The 16,277-nt window shown below is 61.4% G+C and carries 17 protein-coding genes; 6 read left to right on the forward strand and 11 right to left on the reverse strand.

Annotated elements, in window-relative coordinates:
• Positions 1 to 29 precede the first annotated feature (29 nt).
• The gene (locus tag Q1A07_RS04385) at positions 30 to 764 is read left to right on the forward strand and encodes an AzlC family ABC transporter permease (protein ID WP_299778145.1); all 735 of its coding nucleotides are present in this window, start codon (positions 30 to 32) and stop codon (positions 762 to 764) included.
• Complete coding sequence (locus Q1A07_RS04390; protein WP_299778147.1) at positions 757 to 1,086, forward strand: AzlD domain-containing protein; 330 nt, start codon at positions 757 to 759, stop codon at positions 1,084 to 1,086. The genes Q1A07_RS04385 and Q1A07_RS04390 overlap by 8 nt, the downstream gene beginning before the upstream one ends.
• 7 nt (positions 1,087 to 1,093) lie before the next feature.
• Here the strand turns inward: Q1A07_RS04390 and Q1A07_RS04395 are convergent, their stop codons facing one another.
• From Q1A07_RS04395 to Q1A07_RS04415, 5 genes are all read right to left on the reverse strand, one after another.
• Positions 1,094 to 1,690: a hypothetical protein gene (locus Q1A07_RS04395; RefSeq protein WP_299778149.1), complete on the reverse strand. Its 597-nt coding sequence runs from the start codon at positions 1,688 to 1,690 to the stop codon at positions 1,094 to 1,096.
• A gap of 24 nt (positions 1,691 to 1,714) precedes the next feature.
• The gene (locus Q1A07_RS04400) at positions 1,715 to 1,849 is read right to left on the reverse strand and encodes an aa3-type cytochrome c oxidase subunit IV (RefSeq protein WP_299778151.1); all 135 of its coding nucleotides are present in this window, start codon (positions 1,847 to 1,849) and stop codon (positions 1,715 to 1,717) included.
• A 109-nt stretch (positions 1,850 to 1,958) separates the two neighbouring features.
• Positions 1,959 to 2,420, reverse strand: coding sequence for a DUF6173 family protein (locus Q1A07_RS04405; protein WP_299778153.1), 462 nt, complete (start codon positions 2,418 to 2,420; stop codon positions 1,959 to 1,961).
• Positions 2,421 to 2,423: 3 nt separating this feature from the next.
• On the reverse strand, positions 2,424 to 3,470 hold the full coding sequence (locus Q1A07_RS04410) for an MBL fold metallo-hydrolase (RefSeq protein WP_299778155.1): 1,047 nt from the start codon (positions 3,468 to 3,470) through the stop codon (positions 2,424 to 2,426).
• Positions 3,470 to 5,185 (reverse strand): acyl-CoA dehydrogenase, encoded by a 1,716-nt coding sequence (locus Q1A07_RS04415; protein WP_299779167.1) that lies wholly within the window; start codon positions 5,183 to 5,185, stop codon positions 3,470 to 3,472. The genes Q1A07_RS04410 and Q1A07_RS04415 overlap by 1 nt, the downstream gene beginning before the upstream one ends.
• Before the next feature lie 126 nt (positions 5,186 to 5,311).
• On the opposite strand from Q1A07_RS04415, the gene Q1A07_RS04420 reads away from it, so the two are divergent.
• Positions 5,312 to 6,286 (forward strand): L-threonylcarbamoyladenylate synthase, encoded by a 975-nt coding sequence (locus tag Q1A07_RS04420; protein ID WP_299779168.1) that lies wholly within the window; start codon positions 5,312 to 5,314, stop codon positions 6,284 to 6,286.
• On the opposite strand, the gene Q1A07_RS04425 is transcribed toward Q1A07_RS04420, so the two are convergent.
• Positions 6,283 to 6,867 carry a YqgE/AlgH family protein gene (locus tag Q1A07_RS04425; RefSeq protein ID WP_299778157.1) on the reverse strand — a complete coding sequence of 195 codons (585 nt, stop codon included), beginning with the start codon at positions 6,865 to 6,867 and terminating at the stop codon, positions 6,283 to 6,285. The two genes, Q1A07_RS04420 and Q1A07_RS04425, sit on opposite strands and share 4 nt — an antisense overlap.
• A 117-nt stretch (positions 6,868 to 6,984) precedes the next feature.
• On the opposite strand from Q1A07_RS04425, the gene Q1A07_RS04430 reads away from it, so the two are divergent.
• A complete protein-coding gene (locus tag Q1A07_RS04430; RefSeq protein WP_299778159.1) occupies positions 6,985 to 7,791 on the forward strand; it encodes a protein-disulfide reductase DsbD domain-containing protein in 807 nt (268 codons plus the stop codon).
• Here the strand turns inward: Q1A07_RS04430 and Q1A07_RS04435 are convergent.
• The 5 genes from Q1A07_RS04435 to Q1A07_RS04455 all read right to left on the reverse strand — a co-directional run bounded on the left by Q1A07_RS04435 (position 7,788) and on the right by Q1A07_RS04455 (position 14,671).
• Positions 7,788 to 11,189 (reverse strand): efflux RND transporter permease subunit, encoded by a 3,402-nt coding sequence (locus tag Q1A07_RS04435; protein ID WP_299778161.1) that lies wholly within the window; start codon positions 11,187 to 11,189, stop codon positions 7,788 to 7,790. The two genes, Q1A07_RS04430 and Q1A07_RS04435, sit on opposite strands and share 4 nt — an antisense overlap.
• Positions 11,190 to 11,192: 3 nt before the next feature.
• Positions 11,193 to 12,650 (reverse strand): HlyD family efflux transporter periplasmic adaptor subunit, encoded by a 1,458-nt coding sequence (locus tag Q1A07_RS04440; RefSeq protein WP_299778163.1) that lies wholly within the window; start codon positions 12,648 to 12,650, stop codon positions 11,193 to 11,195.
• Positions 12,651 to 12,743: 93 nt separating this feature from the next.
• Positions 12,744 to 13,286: a molybdenum cofactor biosynthesis protein B gene (moaB, locus tag Q1A07_RS04445; protein WP_195820021.1), complete on the reverse strand. Its 543-nt coding sequence runs from the start codon at positions 13,284 to 13,286 to the stop codon at positions 12,744 to 12,746.
• Between the two features lies 1 nt (position 13,287).
• On the reverse strand, positions 13,288 to 13,899 hold the full coding sequence (locus tag Q1A07_RS04450) for a LysE family translocator (RefSeq protein WP_299778167.1): 612 nt from the start codon (positions 13,897 to 13,899) through the stop codon (positions 13,288 to 13,290).
• Positions 13,892 to 14,671: a uracil-DNA glycosylase gene (locus tag Q1A07_RS04455; RefSeq protein ID WP_299778169.1), complete on the reverse strand. Its 780-nt coding sequence runs from the start codon at positions 14,669 to 14,671 to the stop codon at positions 13,892 to 13,894. The genes Q1A07_RS04450 and Q1A07_RS04455 overlap by 8 nt, the downstream gene beginning before the upstream one ends.
• A 107-nt stretch (positions 14,672 to 14,778) precedes the next feature.
• Here Q1A07_RS04455 and Q1A07_RS04460 point away from each other — a divergent pair, with 107 nt between their 5' ends.
• Both Q1A07_RS04460 and Q1A07_RS04465 read left to right on the forward strand, forming a co-directional pair.
• Positions 14,779 to 15,726: an aspartate carbamoyltransferase catalytic subunit gene (locus tag Q1A07_RS04460; RefSeq protein ID WP_299778171.1), complete on the forward strand. Its 948-nt coding sequence runs from the start codon at positions 14,779 to 14,781 to the stop codon at positions 15,724 to 15,726.
• Positions 15,723 to 16,268, forward strand: coding sequence for a hypothetical protein (locus Q1A07_RS04465; RefSeq protein ID WP_299778173.1), 546 nt, complete (start codon positions 15,723 to 15,725; stop codon positions 16,266 to 16,268). Before Q1A07_RS04460 ends, Q1A07_RS04465 begins: the two co-directional genes overlap by 4 nt.
• Positions 16,269 to 16,277: the final 9 nt, after the last annotated feature.

Consider the following 16,277-nt stretch of genomic DNA (forward strand, 5'->3'; position numbering starts at 1 on the left):
CGCCTTGGCCGTAACTTTAGAAGCATCTTATGCCCGCCACCACTCCCAAAACGCGCACACGTGCCTCTGCCTATTGGAAAGGCTTTGCGGACGGTGCCCCCTTCCTTCTTGTCGTGATCCCTTTTGCGATGCTCTTTGGCGTTCTGGCGACAGAAGCAGGCCTCAACGTGCTCGAAACACTGTCTTTTTCGGCTGTTGTCTTTGCGGGCGCTGCACAGTTCACTGCCCTGCAGCTGATGCAGGAAAACGCGCCAACGGTGATCGTGCTCGCCTCTGCGCTGGCGGTAAACCTGCGCGTGGCGATGTATTCTGCCTCCCTGACCCCGTGGATTGGGGCCGCCCCTCTTTGGCAACGCGCAATCGCCGCCTATTTCACCGTGGATCAGTCCTATGCCTGTTCCGTCGTGCAGTTCGAAAACGAGCCGCAGATGACTGTGCCGCAGCGCATGGCGTATTTCACCGGCGTGCTCAGCCCGATTGTGCCGATGTGGTATGTCAGCAGCATTCTGGGCGCCCTTGTCGGCACGCAGGTGCCCGACAGCTGGGCGCTGGACTTCGCCCTGCCCATCACCTTTCTGGCGCTGGTGGCCCCGATGCTGCGGACCGCCGCCCATGTGATTGCCGCCCTTGTCGCCATCATCACGAGCCTGCTGACCGCAGCGGTACCCTATTCGCTGGGCCTGATGATCGCGGGGACCTTGGGCATGATGGCCGGTGCCCAAGCCGAAATGCTGCTGGAACGCAGAAAGCTGCGCCATGATTGACACCGGCACCCTCTGGATCGTGATTATCGGGCTTGGCATTGGCAGCTACGCGTTGCGGTTTGCCTTCCTGGGGATCGTGGGCGACAGGCCGATGCCTGCGTGGCTCCTGCGCCATCTGCGCTACACGGCGGTGGCGATGTTGCCCGCGCTGGTCGCCCCACAGGTCGTGTGGCCTGCTGCAACGGATGGTCAGGCGGATCTACCGCGCATGACTGCTGCTCTCGTCACTCTTGTGGTCGGATTGCTCACCAAGAACGTGCTGGCGGCTATTTTTTCGGGCGCTGCCACGCTGTTTGGCATGCTCTGGCTTTTCGCGCTCTGATCCGGGATCAGCTCTGTGCCGCCTCAATGCCGTCGCGGACGTCGCCCGCATCGTTTTCGAAGTACCGATCGGTGACCACGTCGGGCCGCGCTTCGATCTGGTTCATGAATTTAATCGGGTAAAAAGTGACCTGAATGTCCTCGAACCCCGGCACCTGTCGCAGAATGGATGACGTGGAATTGGTACAGAAGGCCCCTGCAACAGCCCCATTTTGACGCACCAGTTGCAATGCCCTCTCGGCCTGCTCCGGCGTCACAACGATTTCCTGGCTTACCACGTGATGTGTGCTACGCGCATGGGCGCTCTTGTAGGCCTGCACCCAGGCTGGCGAAATCCCGTAGAGCACGTCGCCACGTTCGGCGACCAATTCATGCTGAAACGATCCTGCGGGATCAAAGATGACCTGTTGAGAGCCGGAGACCATCAAGGCAGTGTGGCCGCCGTGGCCGGTCTCATTATTCACCATGGTGAAAATGGTCAGCTTGGGGGGCCCATTCGGCACATAGACCTTTGCCGCGATCTCTTCCGGGGACGCTTCAAATGCCGACGAAACTGCGCAGCCGGTCAGGGTCGCCAGAACGGCCAGTAACATCAATACACGCATGAAAAGCTCCTGCGGGAGGTCAGCTCAGGTAATGAAAATCGCCATCCAGACAATCAGCACGATGATCGCGATGACGATCCGCGTGGTCCAGCGCATGAAGCCATCGAATGTCTTTTCCTGGGTGGTGATTTCCATTTCACCGTGATTGTGATCTGCCATTGCCGCAGTCCTTCTTTGAATACTTGATCAGCCCTAATGGATTCGCCGGGCGATGTCACCCATCCGCGCGTTCAATGCGCGCAGTGCGGTGACGGATTTGCCGCATGGCTCAACTGTCTGTCGCAATGTCCTGCGCCAGGCGAAATCCGATCCGGCGCGCTTCTGTCTTCTCGGCAGGTTTCGGCAGGGCACGCAGCATGACGTTCAACTGGCTGACATGCTGCACCATTTGCGTGCGGCCCCCTGCCCCGTCGGTGCCGTAAAAGGTCACGATGTCGGGGTCGAAGTACCCCATGCCTTCGATCCGGAGCACGCCCGCGTCACCGCCGGTGAACCCCATGGCAACTTCCTGTGTACTGTCCAGCTGTTCCTCGAAATTCTTGAGATAGAGGATAATGCGTTCATAGGCCCATTGCGCGGGCGATTTCTGTCCAGTGGGTTTGCTGGCAATCGCGTCCGGCACGTCCACCTTTGTCGGCGCCGGGGTCTCCGGATCACAATGCACGTCGTGTCGGCGCGGCAATGCCGCAGCTTCAGCCGCCTCTGCCGAGGTTTCGATGTTTTCACCCATGCTTCACCCTTTACGCTGGTAGACCCATGCATCATCCGCGCCCCGGCTGCGCGTGGCAAGCCCATCTTGGTAGAGATGGCTCAGATGTGCGACCGCTTCGACCAGCGCCAGGCCGTATTCAGCCGGTCCGATTTTGCGTTTGAACAGCGGGGCAAAGCACTCCCCGGCGGACTTGGGCGTATCGAGATACTCCAGCAGGCGCTTCAAAGCCCCATGGTGGTTGTCGATCAACTGCCGCATGCGCATCGGCAGGCCGGTAAAGGGCAGCTTGTGCCCCCCGAGCACCAGGTGATCCGCGCGGGCAAGCCCTGCCAAACGTTCGCAGGCCTCCAGCCAGTCAGCAATCGGATCGGCCATCGGTTCCGTTGCATAGACGCCGATGTTGGGGCTGATCGAAGGCAATATCTGGTCGCCCGCCAGCACAAGATTGTCATCGCGACTCCAGAAGGTTGCGTGCTCGGGCGCATGGCCGTTGCCGATGTGGATGTCCCATCTGCGCCCGCCCATTTCAATCGTGTCGCCCTGCTGGATACGGCTGTACCCAAGGGGCAGCGGCGCCACGACATCCGCAAAGTTGAAGGGCCGCTCGGATGCGCGCTGCTCCAAGATATCAGGCGCCATGCCAGCGTCGCGGTAAAAGGTCAGCGTTTCAGGCGACGGCACGGGCTGTTCATCGAGCGTCAGCATCCGCGCCATCAACCACGCCGTCCGCGTGGTGATCAGCTCCGCGCCATGGTCCGATTGCAACCATCCGGCCAGACCGATGTGATCGGGATGATGATGGGTAACCACCGCGCGGCCAATCGGTTTGCCGCCCAGCGGGCCCGCCATCAGCGTCTCCCAGATCGCCTTGCTGCGTTTCGAGGCGAATCCGGTGTCGATCACCGTCCAGCTGTCGCCGTCATCCAGCGCATAGACGTTCACGTGGTCCAGCTTCATCGGCAGCGGCAGGCGCATCCACAACACGCCTTCTGCAACTTCTATTGCGTCACCTTCCGCCGGTGGCGTGTCCCATGGGTAGCGCAAGCCCTCTGGCGGTTGATCTTTCATCAAGCGGCCAGCTCATCCGGGCTCAGACTATAAAGCCCATCCGCCCCGGCTTGCGCATGTGCCAGCAGGCCAACATGTTCGGGCAGCAATCGTTTGATGTAGAACCGCGCCAGCGCCTCGCGTGCACCGCCCTGATCGGCCAGCGCGGCTTTGAGGTGCAGATACCCGCCCAACACGCGCGCAAAGGCGCGCAGATAGGGTACAGCACCGGCAAAACGGGTTGTCATATCCTGTTGCGCCACCAGCCATTCGGTCACCTCGCGCAAGCTCTCCGATGCCTGCCAGACAGGTTCCGCCAAATCCGGCAAGAGGCTACGGGCCTCTTCGGCACAGGTTTCGATCTCGTCCAGCAAACGCGCCGCCGCCTCGCCGCCATCCATCATCTTGCGCGCCACAAGGTCCATCGCCTGAATGCCGTTGGTGCCTTCGTAAATGGCCGTCACACGAACATCTCGGCTGAACTGCGCGGCACCTGTTTCCTCGATGAAGCCCATGCCGCCATGCACCTGCACACCGGTTTCGGCCACGTCCATTCCCGTCTCTGTACCGAAGGCCTTGGCAATCGGCGTCAGGAAAGCGGCGCGCGCCTCCCACTCCGCCGCGCCCGTGGCATGGGCCATGTCGATGGCCATGGCACAGCTGAGCGCGATCGCGCGGGCAGCAAAGGTATCGGCCTTCATCGTCATCAGCATACGCCGCACATCGGCATGATCGAGGATCGTCCCGGTCCCGCCCTCCACCGTCGTCTTGCCCTGCTTGCGCTCCTGCGCATAGGCCAGCGCGTGTTGGTAGGCACCTTCCGCCACACCGATGCCCTGCCCGCCAACGCCCAGCCGCGCGTTGTTCATCATCGTGAACATCGCCGCCATGCCGCCCTGTTCGGGCCCGACCAGCCAGCCGGTGGCGCCGTCATACTGCATCACCGCGGTCGGCGATCCGTGCAGGCCGATCTTATGTTCAAGGCTCACGACCTTCACGCCATTGGCCTTGCCAAGGCTGCCATCTTCATTCGGGATGAACTTGGGCACAAGAAACAGGCTGATCCCACGGGTGCCCGCAGGTGCGCCAGGCAACCGGGCCAGCACCAGATGGCAGACGTTTTCTGCCACGTCATGATCACCCCAGCTGATATAGATTTTCTGCCCGGTAATCGCATAGGTCCCGTCGCCCTGATCTTCCGCCTTGGTCGACAGCGCGCCGACGTCCGATCCGGCCTGCGGTTCGGTCAGGTTCATGGTCCCGGTCCACTCCCCGGCAATCAGCTTGGGCAGATAAAGCGCCTTAATCTCATCGCTTGCGTGATGCTCCAGCGCTTCGATCTGGCCCTGGCTCATCAGGGGGGCAAGCTGCAGGGACAGGCACGCACCGCTCATCATCTCGTTCACGGCAGAGGTCAGCGTCATCGGCAGGCCCATCCCACCAAATTCGGGATCTGCCGCGATGCCGACCCAGCCACCTTCGGCAATGGCCTTCCAGCCCTCGGCATAGCCCGGCGAGGTGCGCACAACACCGTTCTCCAGCCGTGCGGGATGCAGATCACCGGGACGTTGCAGCGGCGCAAGCACCTCGTCACAGAGCTTGCCCGCTTCGGTCAGGATCGCCTGCGTGACATCCGATGTGGCCTCACCGAACCGCTCCGTGGCCTGAACCTGCGCAAAATCCACCACGTGATCAAAGAGAAAGGAAAAATCATCGACCGGGGCGTGATAGGGCATTTCTTCGTCTCCATGCGGGCAGGCACCCGTCTTGGCAACAGGCATACTACCCTATAAGGGTCTTTGCCATCAAAGATGAGCCGCATCGCCGCGCCCGGCAACCGAAACGCGGCGTCACGGAGCGCAATGACAAACTCTCTCCCCCTGACGTTACAAGCCGACGCCCCTGGCATTGCAGAGGCGGCAGCGCTTTTTGGCGCGGGGCAGCTTGTCGCCTTTCCGACAGAGACGGTTTACGGGCTCGGCGCGGACGCCCGTAACGGCGAGGCCGTGGCCGCCATCTATGCGGCCAAGGGGCGTCCGAGTTTCAATCCGCTGATCGTACATCTGCCATCCGTGCGGGCCGCGCAGCGTTACGTGATCTGGACAGATGACGCGGACCGGCTTGCGCAGGCCTTTTGGCCCGGCCCCCTGACGCTGGTTCTGCCGCTGCGCGACGGGCACGGCCTGTCCAGTCTGGTGACCGCGGGGCTATCGACACTGGCTCTGCGCGTGCCGGAAAAAACCTCTGCGCAGGCGCTCCTTGAGGCTTTCGGTGGACCGGTCGCGGCCCCGTCGGCCAACCCATCCGGCAGGATCAGCCCCACAACTGCGCAGCATGTTCTAGACGGTCTGGGGAACAAAATCGCTGCCGTGCTTGACGATGGACCCTGTTCGGTGGGCGTTGAAAGCACCATCATCGGTCTGGACGGCCCGCCCGCGCTGCTGCGCGCCGGTGGTTTGCCTTTGGAGGCACTGGAAGCCGCACTTGGCACACCTCCGGAACGCACATCCACGCCGGAAAACCACACGGACATTACCGCACCGGGGCAGCTACAATCGCACTATGCTCCCACGGCCCCACTGAGAATGAATGCCGACAATCCGCAACCGGGCGAGGTGTTTCTGGGGTTTGGCCCGATGGCCTGTGACGAGAACCTGTCAGAAAGCGGTGATCTGCACGAGGCTGCGGCGCGCCTCTTTGATCTGCTGCACAAGCTCGATGCACTTGGATTGCCGATTGCCGTAGCGCCAGTACCGACACACGGGCTGGGGCGTGCGATCAATGACCGGCTGGCGCGCGCTGCTGCCCCACGCCCGGAAAACCGCCAACCGAGCTAGGCGCGCCCAGCCGTGGAGGACAGGCCAAGCGGGTCGATCCCAAGGCTTTCCACAGTCTTTGACCATTTCTCGGCAGCGGGCGTGTCAAAAATCAGCCGTGGGCTTGCATCAGCTGTCAGCCAGCCGTTGCGCGTGATTTCCGCTTCAAGCTGCCCGGGGCCCCACCCGGCATATCCAAGCATCATCAGGGCGTTGTCCGGGCCACGATCACGGGCGATCTCTTCGAGGATATCCAACGTTGCGGTCATACCGAACCCACCCCCGACATGCAGGGTATGCAGGCTGGACTGGTAGTCATCCGAATGCAGCACGAACCCGCGCCCGGTTTCCACCGGCCCGCCAAAATGCACCGGCATCGCCGCCGCACGTGGCGACGGATCGATGTCCAATTGATCCAATACATCACTCATGCCGACATCGGTACTGGGCTTGTTAATGATTAGCCCCATGGCCCCCTTGTCGGAATAGGCGCAGAGCAAAATCACCGCCCGTTCGAAACGCGCATCTCCCATGGACGGCATGGCCACCAGCAGTGAACCCGTCAGATCAAGCGTTTCAGTCTGGATATCCGGTGATCCCATGATCCAAGAATGACCCGCGCCCCGGTCCGGTGCAAGGACAATAGACCCGCAGGTGGCGAAACATGGCTAACCGGATCGTGACTTGGCATTTCAGCGCGGCTCAACCATATCAAAGGCATGAAAACATCAATGATTGCCCTGACCCTGGCGGGCCTGACCGCCTTGCCCCTATCTGCACAGGACCGGTTTGCCATGCCTGTGACCGCGCAGGTTCTGCCCGGATGGGTGCAACCCGACGGCACGCGCATGGCGGCGGTCCATCTGTCGCTGGAGCCGGGCTGGAAAACCTATTGGCGCGCGCCGGGAGATGCAGGCATTCCGCCAAGCTTTGACTGGTCTGGATCAAACAATCTGAAATCTGCGTCTGTCTCCTGGCCGACGCCGAAGGTGTTTGAAGAAAACGGTATGCGGTCCATCGGTTATGCTGATGAGCTGGTGATCCCGGTGACACTGGCGCCTAAGCACACCGGTGAACCCGTCCGCGTGCGTCTGACGATGGATATCGGGATCTGCTCCGATATCTGCATTCCGCACCAGCTGACCTTTGACGAAACAATCATCAGCACGGAGACGCGCCCGACACCCGCGATTGCGGCGGCGTTGGCGCAGAGCCCCTATTCAGAACGAGAGGCGGGTGTGACAGCGGCCAAGTGCCGGATAGAGCCCACGCCCGACGGATTGCGGATCGAGGCGCGTGTGCGCGTCCCTTCCGCGGGCGGGCCGGAGGTGATGGTGATCGAGCCCGGTCTGGGCGATGTCTGGGTGAGCGAAGCAGATACACACCGGTCCGGCGGCGAGGTCATTGCCGTGTCCGAAATGATCCACGTGAACGGGGGGCCTATTGCGCTGGACCGGTCCAACATTCGAATGACCGTTTTGGGCAGCAACCATGCCGTGGACGTAAAAGGCTGTACGCCGGGCTAAATCGCATTTTTGCGCCTGTTCAACAGGATGGTCACAGCGGCAAACACGTAGGCGAGCAGAGCAAGCGTTGCAACGCCAACAATAAAGAGTGACAAAGCCGCAAGCGTCACTGGCCAGTTTGCGATCACTGGCAGCGATGCCAACAAAAGCGGCGGCAAGATGCCATAGAAAATCGCCCAGCCAAGCGTTAGCCCGCCCCAGACCAGGACAACGGCCCAGAGCGCCGCAAACCCGTAGCGCACCGTGGAAACCGGTGCGGTCAGCCCCCGGCGCATCGCGTTGATCTGGCGGGAAATATCATGCTGGACAGCCACCAGCGCGGGCACCAGCAACAACACAATCACCATGCCAAAGCCCAACCCATAGACCAGCGTGACCACGGTGGGCTTGAGGAATTGTGCCTGCCTGCTGGTCTCGTAGAGCAGCGGCGACATGCCCAGCACCGTCGTCATCGTGGTCAGCATCACAGGGCGCAACCGATCCGCCGCCCCGTCGATGATGGAGGGGATCAACCCGCGCTCCTCCGCATAGCTGTCGATGGTTGTGATCAACACGATTGAATCGTTGATGATGATTCCCGTCATCCCCAACAGGCCGACAACCGTGAAGATACTCAGCGGGATGTCCCAGGCCATATGTCCATAAATGGCACCAACCAGTCCGAAAGGCGCGATGGACATGACCAGCAAGGGGCGCGTCCAACTGCCAAAGACCCAGGCCAACACCAGGTAGATGCCCAAGAGGCAAAGGACGAGACCGTTTGCCGCCTCGTCCAGAAACCGGCTTTCCTGTTCAGCGAGCCCGGACAATTGCCAGTCGACCTGATGCTCGCTTGCAATTGACGGCAGAATTTCGTCCTCCAGCGCCCTTTGTATCTCAGCAGCGCGTTCAGGATCATCTTCCGAAATGTCGCCGGTCACGGAAATGACGCGCACGCCATTGACCCGATTTACGGTGCTGAATCCAATCCGGCTTTGCACAGTGACAATGTCTGAAAGCGGTACGTAGACCCCTTCGGGCGTGCGCATCTGGGTGCGGTCGAGAAAATCGGCCGTCAACTCCCCCTCGGGCAGGCGGACCATGACGGTGGCACTGCGCGGGCCATCAGGGAATTTGGCCGCCTCAATCCCGCCCAATCGGTCCCGCAACACTCGGCCCAGCTGGTCGATGGTAAAGCCCAAGGCCTGCCCACGCGCCGTCAGATCCAGGATCAACTCTTCCTTGTCATAGGCCAGATTATCCTGCATCGCGAGCACTTGCGGATAGCGCAGCAGGGCCGTCTGCAGATCGAGGCTGGCGGCCTTCAAGGTATCCGTGCTTTGCCCGGAGAACTCCACGCTGATCGCGTCACCGCCTTGCCCGCTACGCCACCCACGAAAGGAGACAACTTCGGTCAACGGATGGTTCACCACGCTGTCCCGCAACTCGCCGGCGAAGGCAAAGCTTGAATAGGGTCTGTCGTCCGAGCCAATCAGTGAAATCGAAATCGCGCCCAGAAGATCTTTGTCCTTAGTCTCAACACCGGACAGGCCACGACCTGCAGTCCCGCCGATCTCTGCGAGAGCATAATTGACCGGATTCACCCCGTATTGTTCTTCGTATTCACGTGCCAGGGCGTCTGTGGCACGCTGTAATTCACGCATCATGGCCCGCGTGTCTTCCCGCGTGGCGCCTTCGACCATGGCGAAATTTGCGGTGACCGAACTGCGCTCCGGTGCGTTGAAAAAGCGCCATTTGACATCACCCCGCAGGAAATGTGCAGCCTGAACCGCAAGGATCAGTATCAGCCCCGCCAGTACCGCGTAACGTGCGGTGATCACGCCTGCAATCATCGGTCGAAACAGTTTCTCGCGCACCCAGGAAAAGCCGCGATTGACCTGACGGCTGGGCCAGTCGTACCAACGCTCCTTTGCGCGCGCCGCGAGTGCGTGTGCCATGTGGTTGGGCAGGATCAGGAAACACTCAATCAACGAGGCAATCAGCACCGCGATCACGGTCATCGGGATATCCTTGACGACAGTGCCAAACCACCCGCCCAGCAGCAGCAATCCGGTGAATGCAATCACGGTAGTGATCGTGGCGGCAAACACCGGCAAGGCCATACGCCCGGCAGCCCGTTCAGCCGCGACGAATGGGGCTTCGCCGAAATGTCGCGCGCGGTGGTCGGCATGTTCGGCAACAACAATCGCATCGTCCACGACAATGCCCAGCGTGATGATCAACCCGAAGAGTGAGATCATGTTCAGGGTCAGGCCACCCGCGTACATGAGACCAATCGCTGCCATCATCGCGGCCGGGATACCCGCTGCCACCCAGAAAGCGGTGCGGGCATTGAGAAACATGAAGAGCAGGCACACAACCAGCCCGAGGCCGGTCAAACCGTTGTTGATCAGGGAGTCCAGACGCGACGTGATCGCCTCGGCCCGTGTCCGGATCAATTGGATCGTCATACCCTCTTGCAGCGTGGCTTTCATCTCCGCCGCGACCTCCTCCACCGTTTGCTGAACGGCAATGGAATCGCCACCATCGGAGCGGTCCACACGGATCGAGATCGCCGGGTGATCACCTACAAAATAGGCGCGATCCCGATCTGCCCCCTCTTGCATCACCTGCGCGATATCCCCAACACGAAGTTTGGAGCCGTCAGCGTTGGAGCGCAGCACAATCTGGGCAATTTGGTCCGGCACGCGCTTTTCAGTACCCGTGCGCACGCGCGCATTCGCGCCGGTGACACTGCCCGCCGGGTCGGTATCAACCTCCGCTGCAATCGCCTCCGAAATCTGGGCCATGGTCAGATCATTTGCAATCAACTGCAGTGACGGCACTTCGATAGTGATCTGAGGGGCTGCAAAGCCACGGAAAGTCGTGCGTGTCACACCGGCCGCAAAAAGGCGCTTGACCAGCTCATCACCATAGACCCCCAACTGCTCGGGGGAGACGGGTCCGGCAATAATAACGTCTGTGACGCGGTCACGGCGTATCGCGCGGCGCACACTGGATTCCTCTACGTCTTCCGGCAATTCCGTGATCCCGTCCACGGCATCCTGCACATCGGTGACTGCGCGGGACATGTCCCATTCGGGTTCAAATTCGAGCGTGACAGTACCTCGGCCCGCGCGCGCGGTCGCGCGGGACTTCATCACACCTTCCACACGCATCAAAGCCGGTTCAAGCACCTGGATAATTGCACTGTCCACATCATCAGCGCTAGCCTGATCCCATTCGGTGACCACGGTCACGCTTTCAAGGCTGACATCCGGGAAAAATTGCGCACGCATGTTGGGCAGAGCAAACAGCCCCGCAACCATCATCAGGACAAATAACAGATTGGCAATGGTCCGGTGGCGCGTGAAATAGGACAGCACGCCGCCCGCAGCCGGAGGTATTTGCCGCACCACGCGCTACCCTCCCATGCGGCTTTCAATGCGCGCCACCATCCGTGCCGACACCTGGCGCTCAGCCAACTGCGCCAACAGGCGCTCCTTGGTCTCCTGTGGCATCCGATCATTGCTCTGCACAAAGGCCACGAGCCGCGCACGGCGTTCTTCGCTGAGCTCCAGCATATCGGGCAAAAGGACGGACAAACCGGCGTTCTGTTGCAGCGGACGGACTGCGACACCCGGACCCAGCAAGGGCGTCCGCGCCTTCACCACGTCGCGCCCTTCCAGGCCCTCGCCGCGCACCAACACATCGTCACCCTGACGACGCACCAGCGTCACCGGGAGCGCCGCAAGACGGTTTTCGCCCTGCAGAACAAGCACTTCACCGCTGGCATCCAAGGCAGACGCAGGCAGGCGCACAACGTTGTACAATGGCTTTTCCTGAATTCGGACGGTGACGAAATCCCCCGGACGAAACCCCGGCGCACGCTCCAGCCGGGCAAAAACCTGACGCCCGGATTGGCCTTCGCCTGCTGCGGCGCTGACACGGCTGAGCACACCGGTGGTCTGCATATCGACACCAGTGACATCAAGCGTCGCCGACACCGCCGTAGAAATCAACGACCCATCCGCTTCCAGCAAACGCACGTATTGCGCCGTGGAAACGCGGAACGCCACCTCAAGGTCCTGCGGATCGATCAGGTCAGCGAGTTTTTCATTGGTCGCGACAAGGCGCCCCTCGACAACCGTCGTATCACTGAGCGTTCCGGTAAAGGGTGCCTCCAGCGCCGTGTCCGCCAGATTGCGCCGGGCCTCCGCCAGCGCAATCCTCTCGCGCGACAGGCGTGTCGCGGCCTGATCGATGCGTGCCTCGGCCTGCGCCACCACTTGGCGGCGCGCCAGAACAGCCGCACGCGCCGCGGCAGCAGCCAGTTCAGCGGTTTCAATCGCTGCCGCCGTACCAACACCGCGCTCTGCCAGGTCAAACTGCCGTTGGTAGGCTTTCTGGCGCAGGGTCACTTGCTCCTCCGCAGCCACCTGTTCAGCACGGGCAAGGTCCAGCGCCCGCGCCGCATCGCGCGCTTCGGCTTCAGCATCGGCAAGATCGGCGGTCAGCCGGTCCACCGCGGATTGCATATTCGCAGGATCAATGCGCACCAGTATATCGCCGCGCCGCACGTTGCCCGCATCCTCGAAATTCTCATGCAGCGCCGTTACCCGGCCCGCGACAGCGGCGCGCAATTCAAGTGTCCGGCGCGACGACACCTCGCCAAACGTCTCCAGCACCGGTGCAATGGTTTCGCTCTGCGCGCGCTGCAGGTTCACGGCAAACACCCGTTCGCGCGCGGGTGGCACCACGGCCTCTGCGTTCAGACGATCCTGCACGGCGACACTGACCACATGGCCCGCATAGACCAGCAGCCCAAGGCTCACCGCCGCCAGAAAAAGGCCGATCATGCTTTGCCGCAAAAACCGCATTTCGTCGTGATCCTAATACCTTAACTCAATGACCTTATACCTCAGACTGGCCGATAAGAATACCAACCAACAATAGTGTTACGTACCACCAGATTACTTCCGTCGGTGATGTTCGTCCAACCGCGGGAAAATTTCGACAAAATTGCAGGGTCGGTGCCGATAATCCAGCTGTAACGCCAGAATTTCATCCCATGCGTCCTTGCAAGCGCCGGGGCTGCCAGGCAGCGCGAAAAGATAGGTTCCATTGGCCACGCCACCGGTCGCACGGCTCTGCACAGCACTGGTGCCGATCTTTTTCATCGATACGATGGTAAAAACGGTGCCAAAGGCGTCGATTTCTTTTTCGTAGACATCCCTATGCGCCTCGACGGTCACATCACGCCCGGTCAGGCCGGTACCGCCCGTCGAAATCACCACGTCCACACCGCTGTCCTTACACCACGCGCGCAACTGACCTGCGATCTGATCACGCTCGTCGGGCAGAATGCGCCGGTCCGCCAGTTCGTGCCCGGCCTCCGTGAGCCGCTGCACGAGCACGTCCCCGGAGCGATCCTCGGAGAGCCCGCGCGTGTCTGAAACCGTCAAGACGGCGATCCGCACCGGTACGAAGTCCTTGGTCTCATCGATTTTGCTCATCTCAGGTTTTCTCCAAAAGGGCGAGACGCCCGGCAAGGGCGGTGAAAATACCAGCGGTCAGCCAATCCAGCACCCTGCTGCCCTGCGCCAGGCGTCGCCCGACCGAGCCCGCGAAGACACCGACCAGCCCGTTCACGACGAAACCGCCCACGCCGATGACCGCGCCGAAAACGATAAACTGCACCAGGACCGGCCCGGCGGAGGGCACAACGAATTGCGGTACGAACGCCAATACAAACAGAATGACCTTGGGGTTTGTCAGGTTGACCAGCAGACCCGACAGAAAGGCCTGCCCGCGTGGCGTGACCACGCCATCATCCACATCGGGCCTGCGGCGTAGCGCCTGCAGCGCAAGCCACAGAAGATAGCCGACACCAATCCAGCGGATCACGTCAAAAGCATAGGGCACCGAAGCCACCAGCGCACTCAATCCGAGCCCTGCCAAAGCCACGTGGATCATACCGCCTGTCGCAATACCCGCGCTGGCCAGCCATGCCGCGCGCGTGCCACCCCGCGCGCCCTGCGCCAGACAGAACATCATGTCAGCCCCGGGCGTGAGGTTGAGCGCCAGTGCCGCCGGCACAAAAGCAGTAAGGACAATCGGGTCAACCATCGTCAAGCCGCGCCTTGAGGCTGAGCAGATCGGCCCAGGCCTCGCGTTTCGCTGCAGGCTGACGCAGCAGATAGGCGGGGTGGAACATCGGCAGGGCTGGCAACCCAAAACACTCAGTCCAGTTGCCGCGCAGCCGGGTGATCCCGCGTTTTCCCAGTAGCGCCTGCGCACTGATATTCCCCATGATCACAAGCGCTTGCGGTCTGGCCAGCGCGATGTGGCGTTCCAGGAAGGGACGCATCATTGCAATCTCGTCAGGCTGCGGGTCCCGGTTTTGCGGCGGGCGCCAGGGCAGGACATTGGTGATGTAGACGGGCGCGTTTTCATCCGCCCGCCCGTGACCGATGGCTGCCAGCATCTTGTCCAGCAACTGACCGGCGCGCCCGACAAAGGGGCGCCCTTCGCGATCTTCATCGCGCCCCGGTGCTTCGCCGATGATCATCACCGGCGCTCCAGCGATGCCATCAGAAAAGACCAGATTGCGTGCGCCGCGCTTCAGCGCGCAATGCTCGAAACCGGCCAGCGCGTCCCTGAGCGCATCAAGGTCCTGCGCTGCGGCGGCTGCACGTTTGGCTTCAGCCACCGGGTCAACCTCAGCGGCGGCTTTCGGTGCCTGCGAGACGGCCTGCGGGCCAGTCGCCGCCTTTGGTTTCGCCAGCGTATCGGGCAATTCATAGCAGTTAACGGGCGCGTCGCAGATCGCCTCGGTCGCACCGAGCTCAACTTGCCAATCCAAAAGCGCCAGCGCCGTGTGAAATTGAGATGATTCCATGGGGCCACTCTATGGTGTCGCGACATCGAACTGAACAGGTATAAGCGTCGCTTGCCCGTCCCGCACGCGCTCCCTATAAGGTGTGAAATCACGATAGGCTGCCGCACATGACATTCCCGCACCGTCACCTTCTGGGTATCGAAGCTCTGCGTCAGGAAGAGATCACAACCCTGCTTGATCTGGCGGACCGCTACGCCGCGCTCAATCGCCAGCCCGACAAACATGCAGATGCCTTGGCGGGCCTCACCCAGATCAACATGTTTTTCGAAAATTCCACACGTACGCAGGCGAGTTTCGAGATTGCCGGCAAGCGGCTGGGTGCGGATGTGATGAATATGGCGATGCAGGCCAGTTCGGTGAAAAAGGGCGAAACACTGATCGATACGGCCCTGACGCTGAACGCGATGCATCCCGATCTGCTGGTGGTGCGCCACCCGCATTCCGGTGCCGTGGACCTCTTGGCGCAAAAGGTCAACTGCGCGGTGCTGAACGCAGGTGACGGTCGGCACGAACATCCGACGCAGGCCCTGCTCGACGCGCTGACCATCCGACGCGCCAAGGGACGCTTGCACCGCCTGTCGATTGCCATCTGCGGGGACATCGCCCATTCCCGCGTGGCGCGGTCGAACATCATGCTGCTCGGGAAGATGGAAAACCGTCTGCGTCTGATCGGGCCGCCGACGCTGATGCCGTCAGGCATTTCGGAATTCGGTGTCGAGGTCTTCTCGGACATGGCGGAGGGGCTGCGCGATGTTGATGTAGTGATGATGCTGCGCTTGCAGAAAGAGCGCATGGATGGCGGGTTTATCCCCAGTGAAAGGGAATACTACCATCGTTTTGGCCTGGATGCGGAGAAGTTATCCCACGCCAAGCCGGATGCGATTGTGATGCACCCCGGCCCAATGAATCGCGGCGTGGAAATCGACGGCACGCTGGCCGATGACATCAACCGCAGCGTTATTCAGGATCAGGTGGAAATGGGTGTCGCCGTCCGCATGGCCGCAATGGATCTGCTTGCCCAGAACCTTGTGCTGACACGGGCGGAGACGGCATGAACACCTGCATCGAAATCCAGAAAAACGAGCGTGGCGCCATTCGCGTCTTTGCCGTCAATCTCTCACCGGCTGAGGTCACCGAAACCCTCCAAACCCTGCCCAAGGCGGATGTTGCGCGGCAATTGCTGGGCAACCCGCACCTGAACACCGCCAGTGCCGAGATTTTCCCGGTCTCCGACCTGACCGGCATGGGGTTAAGCAGCTACCTCAGTGAGGGATATGCGGTCGAAGAGGCCGAAATCGGCGCGGACAAAAGCAAGCTCGACGCGCTGGAAGGCTATGTTTTGCTGCTGTTTTCCGACAGCTTCAAAGGGGTGGAGATGACGCTGACGCCCGGTGCCGAGCTTACCCTGATCGGGACCTACGCAGAATACACCCCCTCCGGCGCTGCGCCGCCGATCACGACGGACAGCGCCCGACCTTACAGCGGCACGCCTGGTATGACGCCGCCCACCCCACCCAGAGGACCCGCAGGCAGCGCGCTTGTCGTGATCGCCCTGGCCGTGCTTTTGGGCCTCGGCCTGTGGTGGCTTTTTACGTGAGACAGGAGG

Origin of the sequence: uncultured Roseobacter sp., assembly GCF_947492555.1 — a bacterium.
Classification (GTDB): Bacteria; Pseudomonadota; Alphaproteobacteria; order Rhodobacterales; family Rhodobacteraceae; genus Roseobacter.

Bases quoted from the DNA above. Each gene is read 5' to 3' on its own strand.
- Q1A07_RS04385 (WP_299778145.1), top strand. From the start codon at position 30: ATGCCCGCCACCACTCCCAAAACGCGCACACGTGCCTCTGCCTATTGG.
- Q1A07_RS04390 (WP_299778147.1), top strand. From the start codon at position 757: ATGATTGACACCGGCACCCTCTGGATCGTGATTATCGGGCTTGGCATT.
- Q1A07_RS04395 (WP_299778149.1), bottom strand. From the start codon at position 1,690: ATGCGTGTATTGATGTTACTGGCCGTTCTGGCGACCCTGACCGGCTGC.
- Q1A07_RS04400 (WP_299778151.1), bottom strand. From the start codon at position 1,849: ATGGCAGATCACAATCACGGTGAAATGGAAATCACCACCCAGGAAAAG.
- Q1A07_RS04405 (WP_299778153.1), bottom strand. From the start codon at position 2,420: ATGGGTGAAAACATCGAAACCTCGGCAGAGGCGGCTGAAGCTGCGGCA.
- Q1A07_RS04410 (WP_299778155.1), bottom strand. From the start codon at position 3,470: ATGAAAGATCAACCGCCAGAGGGCTTGCGCTACCCATGGGACACGCCA.
- Q1A07_RS04415 (WP_299779167.1), bottom strand. From the start codon at position 5,185: ATGCCCTATCACGCCCCGGTCGATGATTTTTCCTTTCTCTTTGATCAC.
- Q1A07_RS04420 (WP_299779168.1), top strand. From the start codon at position 5,312: ATGACAAACTCTCTCCCCCTGACGTTACAAGCCGACGCCCCTGGCATT.
- Q1A07_RS04425 (WP_299778157.1), bottom strand. From the start codon at position 6,867: ATGGGATCACCGGATATCCAGACTGAAACGCTTGATCTGACGGGTTCA.
- Q1A07_RS04430 (WP_299778159.1), top strand. From the start codon at position 6,985: ATGAAAACATCAATGATTGCCCTGACCCTGGCGGGCCTGACCGCCTTG.
- Q1A07_RS04440 (WP_299778163.1), bottom strand. From the start codon at position 12,650: ATGCGGTTTTTGCGGCAAAGCATGATCGGCCTTTTTCTGGCGGCGGTG.
- moaB (WP_195820021.1), bottom strand. From the start codon at position 13,286: ATGAGCAAAATCGATGAGACCAAGGACTTCGTACCGGTGCGGATCGCC.
- Q1A07_RS04450 (WP_299778167.1), bottom strand. From the start codon at position 13,899: ATGGTTGACCCGATTGTCCTTACTGCTTTTGTGCCGGCGGCACTGGCG.
- Q1A07_RS04455 (WP_299778169.1), bottom strand. From the start codon at position 14,671: ATGGAATCATCTCAATTTCACACGGCGCTGGCGCTTTTGGATTGGCAA.
- Q1A07_RS04460 (WP_299778171.1), top strand. From the start codon at position 14,779: ATGACATTCCCGCACCGTCACCTTCTGGGTATCGAAGCTCTGCGTCAG.
- Q1A07_RS04465 (WP_299778173.1), top strand. From the start codon at position 15,723: ATGAACACCTGCATCGAAATCCAGAAAAACGAGCGTGGCGCCATTCGC.